Annotated in this window: 16 protein-coding genes and 1 tRNA gene; 1 reads left to right on the forward strand and 16 read right to left on the reverse strand. The window is 53.4% G+C overall.

Features of this window, described 5'->3' with window-relative positions:
• Positions 1–145 precede the first annotated feature (145 nt).
• From rlmB to nnr, 14 genes are all read right to left on the reverse strand, one after another.
• Entirely contained in the window at positions 146–877 is a 732-nt protein-coding gene (gene rlmB / locus FC814_RS06410) for a 23S rRNA (guanosine(2251)-2'-O)-methyltransferase RlmB (protein WP_001293282.1), read from the reverse strand.
• Between the two features lie 295 nt (positions 878–1172).
• The gene (rnr, locus tag FC814_RS06415) at positions 1173–3614 is read right to left on the reverse strand and encodes a ribonuclease R (RefSeq protein ID WP_000076288.1); all 2442 of its coding nucleotides are present in this window, start codon (positions 3612–3614) and stop codon (positions 1173–1175) included.
• 38 nt (positions 3615–3652) lie between these two features.
• Positions 3653–4078 (reverse strand): nitric oxide-sensing transcriptional repressor NsrR, encoded by a 426-nt coding sequence (gene nsrR / locus FC814_RS06420; protein ID WP_001177639.1) that lies wholly within the window; start codon positions 4076–4078, stop codon positions 3653–3655.
• Between the two features lie 204 nt (positions 4079–4282).
• On the reverse strand, positions 4283–5581 hold the full coding sequence (gene purA, locus FC814_RS06425) for an adenylosuccinate synthase (protein ID WP_000527963.1): 1299 nt from the start codon (positions 5579–5581) through the stop codon (positions 4283–4285).
• A gap of 103 nt (positions 5582–5684) precedes the next feature.
• Positions 5685–5882 (reverse strand): DUF2065 domain-containing protein, encoded by a 198-nt coding sequence (locus FC814_RS06430; RefSeq protein ID WP_001089300.1) that lies wholly within the window; start codon positions 5880–5882, stop codon positions 5685–5687.
• A gap of 81 nt (positions 5883–5963) precedes the next feature.
• Entirely contained in the window at positions 5964–6968 is a 1005-nt protein-coding gene (hflC, locus tag FC814_RS06435; RefSeq protein WP_001232412.1) for a protease modulator HflC, read from the reverse strand.
• A gap of 2 nt (positions 6969–6970) precedes the next feature.
• A complete protein-coding gene (gene hflK / locus FC814_RS06440) occupies positions 6971–8230 on the reverse strand; it encodes an FtsH protease activity modulator HflK (protein ID WP_000312488.1) in 1260 nt (419 codons plus the stop codon).
• An 86-nt stretch (positions 8231–8316) separates the two neighbouring features.
• On the reverse strand, positions 8317–9597 hold the full coding sequence (gene hflX / locus FC814_RS06445) for a ribosome rescue GTPase HflX (RefSeq protein ID WP_000460360.1): 1281 nt from the start codon (positions 9595–9597) through the stop codon (positions 8317–8319).
• A 76-nt stretch (positions 9598–9673) separates the two neighbouring features.
• Positions 9674–9982 (reverse strand): RNA chaperone Hfq, encoded by a 309-nt coding sequence (gene hfq, locus FC814_RS06450; RefSeq protein WP_001051883.1) that lies wholly within the window; start codon positions 9980–9982, stop codon positions 9674–9676.
• An 85-nt stretch (positions 9983–10067) separates the two neighbouring features.
• The gene (gene miaA, locus FC814_RS06455; protein ID WP_001280351.1) at positions 10068–11018 is read right to left on the reverse strand and encodes a tRNA (adenosine(37)-N6)-dimethylallyltransferase MiaA; all 951 of its coding nucleotides are present in this window, start codon (positions 11016–11018) and stop codon (positions 10068–10070) included.
• On the reverse strand, positions 11011–12858 hold the full coding sequence (mutL, locus tag FC814_RS06460) for a DNA mismatch repair endonuclease MutL (protein WP_001122463.1): 1848 nt from the start codon (positions 12856–12858) through the stop codon (positions 11011–11013). The genes miaA and mutL overlap by 8 nt, the downstream gene beginning before the upstream one ends.
• Positions 12859–12867: 9 nt before the next feature.
• Positions 12868–14205 carry an N-acetylmuramoyl-L-alanine amidase AmiB gene (gene amiB, locus FC814_RS06465; protein WP_000990342.1) on the reverse strand — a complete coding sequence of 446 codons (1338 nt, stop codon included), beginning with the start codon at positions 14203–14205 and terminating at the stop codon, positions 12868–12870.
• Between the two features lie 17 nt (positions 14206–14222).
• Positions 14223–14684, reverse strand: coding sequence for a tRNA (adenosine(37)-N6)-threonylcarbamoyltransferase complex ATPase subunit type 1 TsaE (gene tsaE / locus FC814_RS06470; protein WP_000981977.1), 462 nt, complete (start codon positions 14682–14684; stop codon positions 14223–14225).
• Positions 14656–16203 carry a bifunctional ADP-dependent NAD(P)H-hydrate dehydratase/NAD(P)H-hydrate epimerase gene (gene nnr / locus FC814_RS06475; RefSeq protein ID WP_077629730.1) on the reverse strand — a complete coding sequence of 516 codons (1548 nt, stop codon included), beginning with the start codon at positions 16201–16203 and terminating at the stop codon, positions 14656–14658. Before nnr ends, tsaE begins: the two co-directional genes overlap by 29 nt.
• On the opposite strand from nnr, the gene queG reads away from it, so the two are divergent.
• A complete protein-coding gene (queG, locus tag FC814_RS06480) occupies positions 16202–17341 on the forward strand; it encodes a tRNA epoxyqueuosine(34) reductase QueG (RefSeq protein ID WP_085461250.1) in 1140 nt (379 codons plus the stop codon). The genes nnr and queG overlap by 2 nt on opposite strands.
• Here queG and FC814_RS06485 read toward each other — a convergent pair.
• Together FC814_RS06485 and FC814_RS06490 are read right to left on the reverse strand one after the other, a co-directional pair.
• On the reverse strand, positions 17324–17377 hold the full coding sequence (locus FC814_RS06485; protein ID WP_105285681.1) for a hypothetical protein: 54 nt from the start codon (positions 17375–17377) through the stop codon (positions 17324–17326). The genes queG and FC814_RS06485 overlap by 18 nt on opposite strands.
• A gap of 233 nt (positions 17378–17610) precedes the next feature.
• Positions 17611–17686: transfer RNA gene (locus tag FC814_RS06490), tRNA-Gly, on the reverse strand.
• Between the last annotated feature and the right edge of the window lies 1 nt (position 17687).

The following is a 17687-nucleotide window of genomic DNA, read 5'->3' on the forward strand; positions in this document are numbered from 1 at the left end:
CTGATAGAAACAGAAGCCACTGGAGCACCTCAAAAACACCATCATACACTAAATCAGTAAGTTGGCAGCATCACCTAATTATCTTACCAGCTATAGATAAAAAAAAACCATCCAAATATGGATGGTTTTTTATAATTCAGAGAAATTAGCTACGCTGGCGAACTGCTTCAAATAAGCAAATTCCGGTCGCAACCGAAACGTTCAGGGAAGAAACGCTACCTGCCATCGGAATACTAATCAGTTCATCGCAATGTTCACGGGTCAGGCGACGCATACCTTCACCTTCCGCGCCCATCACCAGCGCCAGGCGCCCGGTCATTTTGCTCTGATAAAGCGTATGATCCGCTTCACCTGCCGTACCGACGATCCAGATATTCTCTTCCTGCAACATACGCATAGTGCGCGCCAGGTTAGTCACCCGAATCAGCGGAACGCTTTCTGCCGCACCACAGGCCACTTTTTTCGCCGTGGCGTTGAGTTGAGCGGAGCGATCTTTCGGCACAATCACTGCATGAACGCCAGCGGCATCCGCGCTACGCAGGCACGCACCAAGGTTATGCGGATCGGTTACACCGTCGAGGATCAGCAGGAACGGTTGATCGAGCGAAGCAATCAGATCTGGCAGATCGTTTTCCTGATACTGCCGTCCTGGCTTCACACGGGCGATAATGCCCTGATGCACGGCACCGTCGCTTTTCTCGTCGAGATATTGGCGGTTTGCCAGCTGGATAACCACGCCCTGGGACTCAAGGGCGTGAATCAGCGGCAACAGACGTTTATCTTCACGGCCTTTTAAAATAAAGACTTCCTGAAAACGTTCAGGGGCGCGCTCCAGCAGGGCCTGCACTGCGTGGATGCCGTAAATCATTTCGCTCATTAATGTACTCGTTGTTTACGTTTTGCCTGATGCGCTACGCTTATCTGGCCTACGGATAATTCACCCTCTTCTTTTTGAAGAGAGCGAGATTGCTGACAAACAAGTTCACTCGTTAACGTGGGCACGGTTTTCTCCCCCTGGAAGGCGAATGGGCCCAGGTGAGGGCAATTATACGCGCCAGTGCTGGCCTGTTCCCCTCACCCTAACCCTCTCCCCAAAGGGGCGAGGGGACTGTCCGAGTGAATTTTTGCGTTGGTCATAATACTAACCCTCTTCTGTTTGAAGAGGGTAATGATCACTCTGCCACTTTTTTCTTCGCCGCACGCTTCGCTTTGGTTGCAGCGGCTATTTTCTGCGTTTTAGCCGATGGCTTCTTCGCTTTTTTCGCGTCTTTCTTCGCCGCTTTCGGCTTCGCTTTTTTCTCACCACGGAAGGCGCTGTCTGGCTCAAAGTTTACCTTTTTGCCGACCTGACGACGCTTACCGCCTTTTTTGCCTGCATCGCCTTTTTTGGCTTTCTCGCGCGCCGTTTTACCGACGTTGCGCGGTGCACGTTCGCTGGAGATCAGGCTAAAGTCGATTTTGCGCTCGTCCATATTAACCGCTTCGACGCGAACTTCCACGCGGTCGCCCAGGCGATAAGTCTGGCCGCTGGATTCGCCCATCAGGCGTTGTCCGACTTGATCAAAGCGATAGTAGTCGTTGTCCAGCGAAGAGACGTGAACCAGACCATCGATGAATAAGTCATCCAGACGAACAAAGAAACCGAAGCCTGTGACGCTGGAAATTACACCTTTAAAGACGTTACCAACCTGATCGAGCATGAAGTCACACTTCAGCCAGTCAGCCACATCGCGCGTTGCTTCGTCGGCACGACGTTCCGCCATCGAACAGTGCTGACCCAGTTGCAGCATCTCTTCCATCGAATAATGGTAGCCGCCAGTTTCAGTGGTGTTGCCCTGATGCCCCTGCTCTTTCGCCAGCAGATACTTAATGGCGCGGTGCAGCGTCAGGTCAGGATAACGACGAATCGGCGAAGTAAAGTGCGCATAGGACTGCAATGCCAGGCCGAAGTGACCACGGTTTTCCGGATCATAAATCGCCTGTTTCATTGAACGCAGCAGCATGGTTTGCAGCATTTCTGCGTCAGGACGATCGGCAACCGACTCCAGCAGCTCCGCGTAGTCACGCGGTTCCGGCTTGTTACCGCCCGGCAGCTCCAGCCCCAGCTCCGCCAGCACTGAACGGAAAGAGGTAATCGCTTCGGTGCTCGGCTTGTCGTGTATACGGAACAGTGCGGGTTCTTTGGCTTTCTCAACGAAACGCGCCGCCGAGATATTCGCCAAAATCATACACTCTTCAATTAATTTGTGCGCGTCGTTACGCTGAGTCTGTTCGATACGTTCAATACGGCGTTCAGCGTTGAAAATGAACTTCGCTTCTTCGCTCTCAAACGAGATCCCGCCGCGTTCTTCACGGGCTTTATCCAGCACTTTATAGAGGTTATGCAACTCTTCGAGATGCTTAACCAGCGGGGCGTACTGCTCGCGCAGATCCTGATCGCCCTGCAGAATATGCCAGACTTTGGTGTAGGTCAGGCGCGCGTGAGAGCTCATCACCGCTTCGTAGAATTTGTAGCCAGTCAGGCGGCCTTTCGACGAAATCGTCATCTCGCACACCATACACAGGCGGTCTACCTGTGGGTTGAGCGAACACAGGCCGTTAGAGAGCACTTCCGGCAGCATCGGGATAACCTGCGACGGGAAGTACACCGACGTACCACGGTTACGCGCTTCTCTGTCCAGCGGCGTTGGCGGACGCACATAGTAGCTGACATCGGCAATTGCGACCCATAAACGCCAGCCGCCGCCGCGTTTTTTCTCGCAGTAAACTGCATCGTCAAAGTCGCGGGCGTCTTCGCCATCAATGGTGACCAGCGGTAAATCGCGCAGATCGACACGGCCTGCTTTTGCTTCTTCCGGCACTTCTTCTTTCAGTCCGGCAACCTGTTGCTCAACGGCCTGTGGCCAGATGTACGGGATTTCATGGGTGCGCAGAGCGATATCAACCGCCATGCCGGTGCCCATATTATCGCCAAGCACCTCGACGATTTTACCCACCGCTTTGGTACGACGAGTCGGGCGTTGGGTCAGTTCGACCACCACCACAAAGCCCATCCGCGCGCCCATGATCTGATCTGGCGGGATTAAGATATCGAAGCTCAAACGGCTGTCGTCAGGAACCACAAAGCCGACGCCCGCTTCGGTAAAGTAGCGACCAACAATCTGGCTGGTTTTTGGCACCAGTACACGGACAATACGCGCTTCACGGCGGCCTTTACGGTCAGCGCCCAGCGGCTGCGCCAGCACCTGATCGCCATGAATGCAGGTTTTCATCTGCTCGCTGGAGAGATACAAATCATCTTTACGTCCTTCAACCCGCAGAAAGCCGTAGCCATCACGGTGACCAATAACTGTACCTTTCACCAGATCGAGGCGTTCCGGCAGCGCATAGCACTGACGGCGAGTGAAGACCAGTTGACCGTCGCGCTCCATCGCGCGCAGGCGGCGACGCAGGCCTTCAAGCTGCTCTTCGCCTTCAATGTGCAGTTCTACAGCCAGCTCATCACGGCTGGCCGGTTTTTCACGTTTGGTTAAATGTTCGAGGATAAATTCCCGGCTAGGGATGGGATTCGCGTATTTTTCAGCTTCGCGTTCCTGGAAAGGATCTTGTGACATCTCGGTTCCTCCGTTGTCATCTCTGATGAAGATTTTCGTCACTCCACCAGCAATAATTTATAAAGCGGTTGATTCTCTTCAACCAAATCGGCAAGCGTGTAGTTATCCAGTTCCGTAAGAAAACTTTGCACGGCCTTAGAAAGTGCCTGTTTCAACCGACAGGCAGGTGTAATGTGGCAAAACTCACTGCTGCAATTCACCAGCGATAAGGGTTCCAGCTCGCGCACCACATCACCAATACGTATCGCACTCGCCGGTTTACCCAGGCGAATGCCGCCATTTTTTCCACGAACAGCAGTCACGTAGCCGGCACGACTAAGTTGATTGATTATTTTGACCATATGATTACGGGAGACGCCGTAGACGTCAGTCACTTCAGAAATACTGGTCATCCGCCCTTCTGGCAATGACGCCATGTAGATCAGCGCACGTAATCCGTAATCAGTGAAACTCGTTAACTGCACATCAACCTCAAAAGGGAAATCGGGAAAAAATACATTTATATTGATGATAAACCAGCCACAAGCTGTGTCGCTAATTTATTTCAGTTTGGGGAAGGAAAAAAGCGAGGATTTAACACTGTGTCGGATAGCATAATGGCTTACCCGACACAGCAATGTATCACACTGTTAGCCCGGCAGGCAAAATATCTGCCAGGCGTACCAGGATTACGCGTCGAACGGGTCGCGCAGAATCATGGTTTCAGTACGATCCGGACCGGTAGAGATGATATCGATCGGCACACCGGTCAGCTCTTCAATGCGCTTGATGTAGTTCAGCGCCGCCTGCGGCAGGCCGCTACGATCTTTCACGCCGAAGGTGGATTCAGACCAGCCCGGCATGGTTTCGTAAATCGGCTCTACACCTTTCCAGTCGTCAGCTGCCAGCGGAGTGGTAGTCACTTCACGACCATCCGGCATACGGTAAGCCACGCAGAGTTTCACCTCTTTCAGGCCATCCAGAACGTCCAGTTTAGTCAGGCAGAAGCCAGACAGGGAGTTCAGTTGTACCGCACGACGAACGGCAACGGTGTCCAGCCAGCCGGTACGACGACGACGACCCGTAGTTGCGCCGAATTCGTTACCCTGCTTGCAGAGGAACTCGCCAGTTTCATCAAACAGTTCGGTCGGGAACGGACCTGCACCTACACGAGTGGAGTAAGCTTTGAGGATACCCAGAACGTAATCAACATAACGCGGGCCCAGGCCGGAACCGGTCGCCACGCCACCAGCAGTGGTGTTGGAAGAAGTTACGTACGGATAAGTACCGTGGTCGATATCCAGCAGCGTACCCTGCGCACCTTCGAACATGACGAAATCGCCACGCTGACGCGCCTGGTCGAGCAGGTCAGAAACGTCAACCACCATAGAAGTCAGGATGTCGGCAACAGCCATCGTATCATCCAGAACTTTCTGGTAATCAACCGCTTCAACTTTGTAGTAGTTAACCAACTGGAAGTTGTGATATTCCATCACTTCTTTCAGTTTTTCAGCGAAGGTTTCTTTGTCGAAAAGGTCGCCAACACGCAGACCGCGACGTGCTACTTTATCTTCATAAGCAGGCCCGATACCACGACCGGTGGTGCCGATCGCTTTCGCGCCACGCGCTTTCTCACGTGCGTTATCCAGCGCAACGTGATAATCAAGGATCAGCGGACATGCTTCAGACAGCAGCAGACGCTCACGAACGGGGATGCCACGGTCTTCCAGTTCTTTCATCTCTTTCATCAGCGCGGCCGGAGACAGCACAACACCGTTACCGATGATGCTGGTTACATTCTCGCGGAGAATACCTGATGGAATAAGATGGAGAACGGTTTTTTCACCGTTGATTACGAGAGTATGGCCTGCGTTGTGACCGCCCTGGTAGCGTACAACATATTTAGCCCGTTCAGTCAGAAGATCGACGATCTTACCTTTACCTTCGTCACCCCATTGGGTGCCCAGTACGACGACGTTGTTACCCATTTTTCAAAATCACCGTTTGCTTAAAAATGGATTCTACCATCGCTTTTTCAGAGTTACAGCACTTTTTGCATCCAAAAATGACCTTAATCAGTCTATTTTTTGTTCATCCAATCGTTTTCCTCAACATGTAGTAGACCACAACGCCCGCAACCACAAGTCCACCACCAAAACGACGTAAAATATTATCGGGTAAATTGGTCATCGCAGAGATCATCTTCTTCCACGCCTGCGGGTAAAGCATCGGTCCTAAACCTTCCAGCACCAAAACCAGAGCAAGCGCCAGCCAGATTGTCGAATTCATTCATTGTCCTTATAGAAAAAGAAAACCACCGACATCCCTGAGGATGCGGTGGCTTTATTGACCTGTACCGCAGTCGTTATCTTAACGCGTTGCGGAAGTCGGCGTCTTCATGTAGCGGAAGAAATCGCTGTCCGGGCTCATGACCATCACGTCCTGATTGCCAGAGAAGCTGTTCTCATAAGCACGCAGGCTACGGATGAATGCGTAGAAGTCCGGATCTTTGCTGAATGCATCAGCAAACAGTTTGGCAGCTTCTGCGTCACCTTCACCGCGCATGATGCGACCCTGACGCTCTGCTTCTGCCAGCGTTCTGGTCACTTCATAGTCGGCAGTTGCGCGCAATTTTTCCGCTTCTTCCTGACCTTGTGAACGATGGCGACGCGCTACCGCTTCACGCTCGGCGCGCATACGGTTGTAGATCGCCTCAGACACTTCGGTCGGCAGGTTGATCTGCTTAATACGCACATCGACAACTTCAATACCCAGCGCCGCCATACTGTTCGGGTTGATGACCGGAACTTTGCCCTTCGTCTCAGCCGTTACACGCTCTGCCGCTTCGGCAATGGCGTTATCCGCTGCTGGGGTAGTAACTTCATCTTCTGTACCCGCAGAACCAGAGTTCAGCGCGTCACGCACTTCCAGAGTCAGACGACCACGGGAGTCGGTGACGATGTCTTTCACGTCCAGGCGACCAATTTCAGAACGCAGACGGTCAGAGAACTTACGTTTCAATAGCACTTCCGCTTGCGAAATGTCGCCACCACCCGTTGCCAGGTAGTAACGGCTGAAATCGCTGATGCGCCATTTGATGTAAGAGTCGACGATCAGGTCTTTCTTCTCTTTGGTCACAAAGCGGTCGGCCTGGTTGTCCATGGTCTGAATACGCGCATCGAGCATTTTCACCGTTTCAATGAACGGTATCTTGAAATGCAGACCCGGCTCATAAACCAGAGGTTTGTTGTCATCGTCACGCAGTACCTTACCAAAACGCAGCGTAATACCGCGCTCACCTTCTTTGACGACAAAGACAGACATGTAAAGCACTACCAGCACGATGATGATAATCGCGATAACTGACTTACGCATCGTTATTCCCCCTGACGCTGGTAGTCGTTACGCTGCGCGTTGGCGCGGCGTTGGTCCATAATATCGCCCTGACTGGTGGACGACGTGTTGCTTGCCCCACTGGTCGTGGAGGAAGAGGCTGGCGGCAGACGCAGCAGATTGCTGGCGCCGTTGTCGCTCTTCGCCGCTGGCGCGTTACCCCCTTTCAGCATCTGGTCTAACGGCAGAACCATCAGGTTGCCACCTTTATCGTTAACCAGCACTTTGCGGGTGTTGCCCAACACTTTTTCCATCGTCTCGATATACAGACGCTCGCGAGTAATTTCCGGCGCAGCTTTATATTCCGGCAGAAGTTTAGCAAAGCGCGCGACTTCACCCTGGGCTTCCAGGATAGTCTGAGCCTTGTACGCACGCGCCTCTTCGAGGATACGTTGCGCCTGACCGTTCGCACGCGGCTGAACTTCGTTGGTATACGCTTCTGCTTCACGAATGTATTGCTGTTCGTTTTCACGTGCGGCAATCGCATCGTCAAACGCTGCTTTTACTTCTTCCGGCGGACGAGCAGCCTGGAAGTTGACGTCCAGCAGAGTGATACCCATGTCATACGGACGAATCGTCTCTTCCAGTTCGCGCTGAGTATCGCTACGAATCACGGTACGACCTTCCGTCAAAATGCGGTCCATGGTGTATTTACCGATAACCCCACGCAGGGCGCTGTCGGTAGCCTGGCGCAGACTGTCATCCGGGCTGGTTACGCTATACAGGTATTTTTCCGGATTGGTGACGCGGTACTGCACGTTCATCTCAACGCGCACCACGTTTTCGTCAGACGTCAGCATCACGCCGGAAGCAGCCAGTTCACGCACGGCTTCCACGTTCACCGGTTTAACTTCGTCGATAAACGTCGGTTTCCAGTTCAGACCAGGTTCAACCAGATGGCTGAATTTACCAAAGCGTGTTACCACGCCGCGTTCGGCTTCTTTAATGGTGTAGAAACCACTGGCCGCCCAGATAATGACAATCGCTGCCGCTGCGATGGTAACGACACGACCGCCAAGCTGCGGGCGCGGGCCTTGCGATGAACTGCCACCGCCAGATCCAGTGCCTTTACCGCCGCCCAGACCACCGAGCTTTTTGCTCAGTTTGCGGAAGATATCATCTAAATCAGGTGGCCCTTGATCGCGACCGCCTTTGTTTCCATTTCCCTCAGAGTTGCCGCCAGGTTTGCTGCTTCCCCACGGGTCGCGGTCTTGTCCGTTATTACCGGGCTGATTCCACGCCATGTTTGTGCTCCATATTTGTTATGCGGTGATCCCTGTTGTCTTTCGACGCCAGAGGATATGACTCCACGCTTCAGACGCTTTGCCGGTTAGATCAGGTAATCGATCAACGCCGGTTCTTGTTTACAGAGGCGACGCCAGTCAACAATCGGCATACGAACTTGCAGGCTTACGCTGCCGTCCTCCTCCATCCACTCTTTTTCTATTGCCTGAAGCTGATAAAAACGACTTCTCAGACGCCCTTCCTGCGGCGGCAGACGCAATGTATGCTGCGCCACCTCACCGGAAAGCCGCTCCGTCAAAGCCTGAAAAAGCTGTGGTATCCCCGCTCCGGTCTGCGCAGAAAGCCAGACACGGATCGGTTTGTTCTCTTCGTCCCGATCAATACGCGGTTCGAAATCTTCCAGCATATCGATCTTATTCATCACCAGCAGGGTTGGGATCTCGTGAGCATCAATCTCTTCAAGAACCGTATTCACCGCTTCGATGTTTTCTTGTACACGCACATCTGCCGCATCAATGACGTGCAGCAGCAATGTGGCTTGCCGCGTCTCTTGTAACGTGGCTTTAAACGCCGCCACCAGATCGTGCGGCAAGTGGCGAATAAACCCTACGGTATCTGCCAGCACGGTTTCACCGACATCCGCGACGTCAATACGCCGCAACGTCGGATCGAGGGTGGCAAACAACTGGTCTGCCGCGTAGACCCGCGCTTCGGTGATGCGATTGAAAAGGGTAGATTTACCGGCGTTGGTATATCCCACCAGCGAAACAGTAGGAACGTCGGCTTTGATACGCGATTGCCGCCCCTGCTCACGCTGCTTTTCAACTCTTTCCAGGCGCGACTGTATCTGCACGATGCGATTACGCAACAAACGACGGTCGGTTTCGAGCTGGGTTTCACCCGGACCACGCAAACCGATCCCGCCTTTCTGTCTTTCAAGGTGGGTCCAGCCACGCACCAGGCGCGTAGCCAGATGGCGCAGCTGCGCCAGCTCAACCTGCAACTTACCCTCATGGGTACGCGCACGTTGGGCGAAAATATCTAAAATAAGGCCGGTGCGATCGATGACACGACACTCGCACAAACGCTCCAGGTTACGCTCTTGCGCTGGGCTCAGGGCATGGTCAAAAAGAACGACCGAAGCACCCGTCGCTTTGACAGCTTCCGCAATTTCAACTGCTTTACCTTCACCTACAAAATACTTTGGGTGCGGCGCTTTACGGCTACCGGTAATCACCTGCAATGCTTCGACACCGGCGGAAGAAACCAGAGATTCAAACTCCTGGAGGTCTTCCATATCTTTGTCTTGCGTAAAATAGATGTGTACCAGCACCGCCTGCTCACCAGCATCATAACGGTCAAACAAGCGTAAAACCCTCTAAATAGATCAGCGGGGAACGCAGGATCGCTGGCTCCCCGTGTAAAAAAAACAGCCCGAAACCTTATTCGGTTTCTTCGCTGTCCTGTTGCGCGGAAGTATTCTGCGCGCTGCTACCATGATGGTAGTTACTGCTAGTACCGCCACCGGCGTTGTTACTGTGATGAGAAACCGGGCGAGACGGGACAACAGTAGAAATCGCGTGCTTATAAACCATCTGGCTGACCGTGTTTTTCAACAGGATCACGAACTGATCAAAAGACTCGATTTGTCCTTGCAGCTTAATACCATTCACCAAATAAATAGAAACTGGAACACGTTCCCGACGCAGTGCGTTCAGGAACGGATCTTGTAAAGATTGCCCCTTAGCCATTCTCTCTTTTCCTTATATGCTTATTTGTACTTTGAACCTTTCGATTCTGAAAAAATTGCGCACGATACGTCTCAATTGTACACATTCAGCCTGCGATAGCACCAACAACCTGTAATACTTCGTCACGCGCCTGTTCTGGTTTTTCACTGTCAAGCCAGTGAACCCCTTCCCAACCACGCAGCCAGGTTATCTGCCGCTTCGCCAACTGTCTCGTGGCGCAAACACCTCGATAAACCATTTCATCGTATGAGATTTCGCCTTCAAGGTAAGACCACATCTGGCGATAACCCACGCAACGAATGGAAGGCAAATCCGTATGCAAATCTCCTCGGGCAAAAAGCGCCCGGACTTCTGCTTCAAAACCTGAAGCCAACATCTGATGAAAACGCTGCTCAATTCGTTGATGGAGCAGTTCACGGCTCGCCGGGGCGATGGCGAACTGATGCACCTGATACGGTAGAGCGTCTCCTGACGTTTGCGTCAGTTCCGTTAAAGTTTTACCCGAAATGAAAAAAACTTCCAGTGCCCGGGAAAGCCTTTGTGGATCATTTGGATGAATCCTTGCTGCCGCAACAGGATCGATCTCCTGAAGTTGACGATGCAATGACTCCCAACCTTGCTCTGCCGCTTGTTGCTCAATTCTGGCTCGTACTTCGGGGTTCGCCGACGGTAGCGGCGACAATCCCTCCAGTAACGCCTTGAAATACAACATAGTACCGCCCACTAACAGCGGGATTCGCCCCGCCGCCGTGATATCGGCCATTTCCGCCAGCGCATCGCGACGAAAATCAGCAGCCGAATAAGCCTGCGACGGATCGCGAATATCCAGCAATCGGTGCGGCGCGGCGAGTAACTCTTCAGCGTTCGGCTTCGCCGTCCCGATATCCATCCCTTTGTAAATAAGGGCAGAATCAACGCTTATCAACTCTACTGGTAAAATTTTACGCAGCTCAATGGCTAACGCCGTTTTACCGGAGGCCGTCGGCCCCATCAAAAAAATTGCCTTAGGCAGGCTCGCCTTACTGATATCACTCATCTTTCAGGGCTTTTAGCGCCGGACGTAAATCAACAGATTGTAACAGACCACCCGGCGGCGTTTTCACAAGCTGCGGACATAACCGTTCTACATCCGCCAGCAGGGTAATGGCCTGAGCCATTGACCACTGTGCATGTTCGCTCATCAGATTTCGTGCAATCCACTGCGCAATATTGCCAGGTTCGAATACGGACTGCTTCGCCAGGTAGCCTATCAGTTCAGGAATCAAGATTTGTAAATTTTGTTGGCGTAAGGGTAAAGGCACGGCTCTGATGGTCACATGCTGCGCATCAGACTGAAATTCAATGCCTAACTCCGCCAGAGCGGACTGCGCTTTTTCTAATGCCGATTTTTCTTCGCCAGAGACTTTTAGCCGCAACGGAATAAGCAACGGCTGGGCACAAACCGGCGCCTCACCCGGCGTCAGTTGCATCTGACGCAACCAACGTTCCGCTACCGCCAGGGCTAAAAGTGAAATGTTGCCGTCACGCTCCAGCAGCGCACAGTCGGAATTGACGATAGTCAACACCCGACCAAAGCTTTGACCATTCGAGGCCAGCGTAAGTTCCTGCGGTTCTGGCGCTTTTGGTTTGAGCATCGGCGCAGGCGTTTGCAAAAGCTGGCGATACACTTCGCCTTGCTGTTTCTGGTAGCCCGGTTGCGCGTTCGGCCAGGGAGCAGACTGGCGACTGCCTGATGCTGGCGCAGGAGTGTAGCGTGGAGCTACCGGTTCACGAACTGCCGGTTCTGCAAAATGATTACGCCCTGCGGCTACGCGGTTTTCCGGGATGGCGCGCGATGCAGGTTGTGGTTCATCATCCAGCGGCAGCGGCGTTTCCAGTTGCTGTTGTAGCACGCTCAGCACGCCCTGATAGATAAAGTCATGCACCAGACGCGACTGATGGAAACGCACCTCGTGTTTGGCGGGGTGCACGTTGACGTCCACCTGATGCGGGTCGATCTCCAGATACAGCACAAACGCAGGTTGCTGATCGGCGCCCAGTTTGTCTTCGCAGGCCTGGCGGATCGCATGATTGATCAGGCGATCGCGCATCATGCGCCCATTCACGTAGCAATACTGAATTTCCGCCAGTGCAGGCGTGGTGTGATTCGGATCAGCCACCCAGCCGCGCAGCGTGAGATCGCCGTGCTGCCATTCAATCGCCAGCGCATGTTCGAGAAAAGCGGTGCCACAAATCGCCCCTAAACGGCGTTCTTTTTGCCCGCCTTCCGGCACTGCGCGGTACTGGCGCACAATTTTGCCGTTATGCGACAAGTTGATAGTGACGTCGAAACGCGCCAGCGCAATGCGGCGGATGATTTCATCGATATGGTTAAATTCGGTTTTCTCGGTGCGCAGGAATTTGCGCCGCGCCGGAGTGTTGTAGAACAGATCCAGCACCTCCAGCGTTGTTCCCACCGGATGCGCCGCTGGTTTAACCGTCACGTCCATATCACGCCCTTCGGCATAAGCCTGCCAGGCTTCCTGCTGTTCCGCAGTGCGCGAAGTGAGCGTCAGGCGGGAAACCGAACTGATACTCGCCAGCGCCTCACCGCGAAAACCCAGGCTGATAATAGCTTCGAGATCGTCCAGAGAGGCAATTTTACTGGTAGCATGACGAGCCAGCGCCAGCGCCAGCTCATCTTTTTTGATACCGCAGCCGTTATCACGAATGCGGATAAGTTTCGCCCCACCGCGTTCGATATCAATATCGATGCGCGTCGCACCCGCATCGAGGCTGTTTTCTACCAGTTCTTTGACTACCGACGCAGGTCGCTCGACCACCTCACCTGCGGCAATCTGGTTCGCCAGTTGTGGCGGTAAGACCTGAATTGGCATCAATTATCCTTAGTTTGGCAGCGTGCGATCTGGTGTCGTCACCGTACTGGCAGTTTGTGCCGTTGCGCCCTGCGGCGCAGATTGCATCGGATGCGCAAGGAAGTAATTGCGCAGGCCTTTGTAAATGGCTTCTGCCAGCTGTTGTTGGTAATCGTCGCTCGCCAGCAAACGTTCTTCGCTGTTGTTGCTGATAAAACCGGTTTCGACCAGTACTGACGGAATATCCGGCGAACGCAGAACGCCAAGGCTGGCGTGTTCTGGTCGACGTTTATGTATTTCGCCAATGCGTTGCAACTGACTGATCATACTGGTCGCCACATCATACCCTACCCGCTGGGAATGACCGAACTGTAAATCCAGCACCGCCTGGCTTAAATACGGGTCAGACTGACTGTTCGCCAGCACATCGCCTGCCCCGCCCAGCAGCTCCGACTGTTTCTCGTGCTGTTCCAGCCAGCTTGCCATTTCACTGTTTGCGCGACGGTTAGAGAGCACCCACACGGAAGCGCCGGTAGCACTGCGGTTCGGTGCGGCATCAGCGTGAATCGACACAAGGAAATTGGCGTTTTGCTTACGTGCCACATCGCTGCGCCCCATCACCGAGATAAAGTAATCCCCGTCACGGGTTAAAACGCCCTTAAACATCGGATCATCATTGAGCAAAGTACGCAATTTACGCGCGATGGCGATGGTGACATTTTTCTCCCGCGTACCGCCAGGGCCGATAGCGCCAGGATCCTGACCACCGTGTCCGGCATCAATGGCGATGACAATTTTTTCGCCAGTGTTAGCCGTCGCGCGCGCTGCCGGACGCGTCACCGTATTGCTACTGATGACACCCGTAGCCCGGTTGCTCTCGGTTTTAAACGGATTACGCGCCGGTTCGCTGACGCGCGGTGCGACAACCGCAGGCGTTTCAACACGTTTAGCAACCACGGGCGGCGGCGGAGGCGGTGGTGGCGCATCGGCATTAATCGTAAAGACGACGGTGTAATTGCTGCCATTCTGCCGCTTCACCGCTTCGGTTTTACCGTTTTCGGTGAGATCGACCACCAGCCGCAGCGTTTGCGCATCTTTTGGCGTTCCAGAGCGAATCGCCTTCACCAGATTATTACCGCTGAACAACAACGGCAGCCCCTGAATCACGCCCGTTTGTTTGATATCGAGCGCCACGGTGCGTTTGCTTTGATGGCTAAATGCATAGTCAGGATCGCCAATAAAACTTAACGTTATCCGCGCCTGTTGATTGCCATTAGAAACCTGAATATCAGAGAGCGTCGCGGCGCCAGCCTGCGCGCACAGCAGCACCAACGTCGCTACCAACCAATTTCTGATGCGATACATCATCCCGCCACCTTCAAAGGTTAACCGGCTAAACGCGCCAGCAACAATTCACCCGCAGAGGAGACCGCACTCACGCGCGCCTCACGGCCTTGTGCCTGATAATCAATGTGTATTTCGACATCCGGGTCAGGAAGAACACCTGTACCTTGTTGTGGCCACTCCACCAGGCAGATGGCATCGTTGGCAAAATAATCGCGGATCCCCATAAACTCCAGCTCCTCGGGATCGGCAAGGCGGTACAAATCAAAGTGATAAACCATTAAATTGTCGAGCGTATAGGGTTCGACCAGCGTATAAGTGGGGCTTTTGACATTACCCTGATGGCCCAGCGCCTGTAAAAAGCCCCGGCTAAAGGTGGTTTTACCTGCGCCTAAATCGCCATACAGATAGATTACGGTTGCGCCATCGCAAGCTTTCGCTACCCGCTCGCCCAGGTCTAATGTTGCCTGCTCATCAGGGAGCGGAATTACTCGATTCATCATGGTTTTTATCAGTCACTTCCGGGTTAACAATACGCTGTAGCGTGGAAAAGAGATCGGTTGCCAGCATCCCGCGCGTACCAAAACGCGCCGCCAGCACGTCAGCCGCCGCGCCGTGTGCGATACAGCCAGCACAGGCTGCATCATACGGCGACAGTTTTTGCCCAAGCAATGCGCCAATAATACCAGAGAGCACATCACCCATGCCGCCGCTGGCCATCCCTGCATTTCCGGCATCAATAATGCCTAAAGCGTCAGGATGGGCGGCGACCACGGTTCCGGCACCTTTCAGCACCGCTACGCCGCCATAACGTTGTACCAGACGTTGGGCGCAATGTAAGCGGTCACTTTCAATTTCTGCAACGGAACAGCCCAACAACCGTGCGGCCTCGCCAGGATGCGGCGTGATCACGCGATTGTGACGCTTATCGGGATTGATTGCCAGCAGGTTCAATGCATCAGCATCCCACAACATCGGTTTGCGAAAACTCTCAACTTTTTGTAGGGCTTTTTTCCCCCACTCTTGCTGGCCCAGACCAGGGCCAATCACCACCACATCGGCCCATTCCAGGCTTTCAGTTAAAGATTTCTCCGTCAACTCGTACACCATCAATTCCGGTCGTGCGGTCAGCAGCGGCGCAATGTTTTCACTGCGGGTCAGTACTCGGACTAGACCAGCGCCAGCACGCAGCGCCGCTTCCCCCGTCATACGAATAGCCCCCGCCGTGCCGTGATCGCCACCGATAATCACCAGCCGCCCGTGATCGCCTTTATGCGAAGTCGGGCGACGCGGTTTCAGCCAGTGAGAAAGTTGTTCTGCCGAAAACCGCTGAATTTTCGTCTCCTGACCTGCCAGCCAACTGTCCAGTCCCAGCGAGTCAAAATGCAGTTGCCCGGTAACATCCCGTGCTTTGCCGGTTAACAAACCAGGTTTAAGGGCAATAAAGGTGATGGTGTGAGCGGCGTTGATCACCGCGCCTGGCGTGGCGCCGGTTTCTGCCAGCAGGCCGGAAGGGATATCAACCGCCACAATCGGCGCCGGATGGGAATTAGCATGGTCGATTAATTGGCTAACAGATTCGCGGGGTGCTTGCTGCAATCCGGTGCCGAGCAGCGCATCAACGATCAAATCCACCGGCGCAGGCCAGACAATATTCGAGGCATGGATCTCGCCTCCCGCGTTTAACCATGCTTCGCGTGCCAGCGCAGCCTCTTCCGGTAACGGTTTGTCGCTCTCCTGGGCCAGTAACGTAACCTCAATACCGACCGCTTTTGCCAACCGCGCGACCACGTAGCCATCGCCGCCATTATTGCCATGACCGCACAGCACCAGCCAGTGGCGGGCGTCAGGATAAGCGGTACGACACACCTGAAACGCGGCTTCACCCGCACGAAGCATCAGTTCATAAAGCGTTAGCCCCAGCGCATCTGCCGCTTCGCGTTCGCCACGTCGGATATCGTCGGCGTGCCAGACGGTGTGTGGTATACTTACGGGGTTTTTCTTCATTGTATGGTCCGTCATGTCAGAGCCCCTCGATCTCAATCAGTTAGCGCAAAAAATTAAACAGTGGGGGCTGGAACTGGGCTTTCAGCAGGTGGGTATTACCGATACCGATCTCAGCGAGTCCGAGCCAAAACTGCAAGCATGGCTGGACAAACAATACCACGGCGAAATGGACTGGATGGCGCGTCACGGTATGCTGCGCGCCCGCCCCCACGAGTTATTGCCCGGTACGCTGCGCGTGATCAGCGTGCGGATGAACTACCTGCCTGCCAACGCCGCATTTGCCAGCACGCTGAAAAATCCCAAACTCGGCTATGTTAGCCGTTATGCGCTGGGTCGTGACTACCACAAACTTCTGCGCAACCGACTCAAAAAGCTGGGCGAGATGATTCAGCAACATTGTGTTTCGCTGAATTTTAGACCGTTTGTCGATTCTGCGCCTGTTCTTGAGCGCCCGCTGGCTGAAAAAGCGGGACTTGGCTGGACAGGTAAGCACTCACTTATCCTCAATCGCGAAGCCGGCTCGTTCTTCTTTTTAGGCGAACTGTTGGTTGATATTCCGTTACCGGTAGATCAACCAGTCGAGGAAGGATGCGGTAAATGCGTGGCCTGTATGACGATTTGCCCGACCGGCGCCATTGTCGAGCCATATACCGTTGATGCTCGCCGCTGTATCTCTTATCTCACCATCGAACTGGAAGGGGCAATCCCGAAAGAGTTACGCCCATTAATGGGAAACCGTATTTACGGCTGTGATGACTGTCAGCTTATCTGCCCGTGGAATCGCTATTCGCAACTGACAACTGAAGATGATTTCAACCCGCGCAAGCCACTACACGCACCGGAACTCATTGAGTTATTCGCCTGGAGCGAAGAGAAGTTTTTAAAAATAACGGAAGGTTCGGCGATTCGCCGTATAGGCCACCTGCGCTGGCTGCGTAATATCGCCGTGGCATTAGGCAATGCGCCCTGGGATGAAGCGATTCTGACGGCGTTGGAAAGTCGTAAAGGTGAGCATCCACTTCTTGATGAACACATAGCGTGGGCGATTACGCAGCAAATCGAGCGACGAAATGCCTGCGTGGTTGAGGTTCAACTACCGAAAAAACAGCGTCTTGTTCGGGTGATTGAAAAGGGCTTACCACGCGACGCCTGATTCATCCACAGCTTGTGAATAAAAATAAAAACGCATTGCAATTCAAGCCGGAAAAAATCGTCAAGCGATCAATACGACAAATCGAAACCTTAATTTTCAATTTAAATATCAACACGTTAATAATTTACTATTCACCGTGCGAAGTTTTTCTGAAATTAAGATTACAGCCTGAACCTGTGGATAACTCTGTTTACAAGAGTTTGTCAGAGACAACAAAAATCAGCAATAACGCATTGCGTCGCTGTGGATAGTTTATTGAGAGGAGAATTTGGAGCGGGAAACGAGACTCGAACTCGCGACCCCGACCTTGGCAAGGTCGTGCTCTACCAACTGAGCTATTCCCGCT

The sequence above is a fragment of the Escherichia sp. MR genome, from assembly GCF_005280595.1.
Lineage (GTDB): Bacteria > Pseudomonadota > Gammaproteobacteria > Enterobacterales > Enterobacteriaceae > Escherichia > Escherichia ruysiae.

What these genes read in the sequence shown, in the direction of transcription:
- rlmB (WP_001293282.1), bottom strand. Translation starts at nt 877, where the DNA reads ATGAGCGAAATGATTTACGGCATCCACGCAGTGCAGGCCCTGCTGGAG.
- rnr (WP_000076288.1), bottom strand. Translation starts at nt 3,614, where the DNA reads ATGTCACAAGATCCTTTCCAGGAACGCGAAGCTGAAAAATACGCGAAT.
- purA (WP_000527963.1), bottom strand. Translation starts at nt 5,581, where the DNA reads ATGGGTAACAACGTCGTCGTACTGGGCACCCAATGGGGTGACGAAGGT.
- FC814_RS06430 (WP_001089300.1), bottom strand. Translation starts at nt 5,882, where the DNA reads ATGAATTCGACAATCTGGCTGGCGCTTGCTCTGGTTTTGGTGCTGGAA.
- hflC (WP_001232412.1), bottom strand. Translation starts at nt 6,968, where the DNA reads ATGCGTAAGTCAGTTATCGCGATTATCATCATCGTGCTGGTAGTGCTT.
- hflK (WP_000312488.1), bottom strand. Translation starts at nt 8,230, where the DNA reads ATGGCGTGGAATCAGCCCGGTAATAACGGACAAGACCGCGACCCGTGG.
- hfq (WP_001051883.1), bottom strand. Translation starts at nt 9,982, where the DNA reads ATGGCTAAGGGGCAATCTTTACAAGATCCGTTCCTGAACGCACTGCGT.
- miaA (WP_001280351.1), bottom strand. Translation starts at nt 11,018, where the DNA reads ATGAGTGATATCAGTAAGGCGAGCCTGCCTAAGGCAATTTTTTTGATG.
- mutL (WP_001122463.1), bottom strand. Translation starts at nt 12,858, where the DNA reads ATGCCAATTCAGGTCTTACCGCCACAACTGGCGAACCAGATTGCCGCA.
- amiB (WP_000990342.1), bottom strand. Translation starts at nt 14,205, where the DNA reads ATGATGTATCGCATCAGAAATTGGTTGGTAGCGACGTTGGTGCTGCTG.
- tsaE (WP_000981977.1), bottom strand. Translation starts at nt 14,684, where the DNA reads ATGATGAATCGAGTAATTCCGCTCCCTGATGAGCAGGCAACATTAGAC.
- queG (WP_085461250.1), top strand. Translation starts at nt 16,202, where the DNA reads ATGTCAGAGCCCCTCGATCTCAATCAGTTAGCGCAAAAAATTAAACAG.
- nnr (WP_077629730.1), bottom strand. Translation starts at nt 16,203, where the DNA reads ATGACGGACCATACAATGAAGAAAAACCCCGTAAGTATACCACACACC.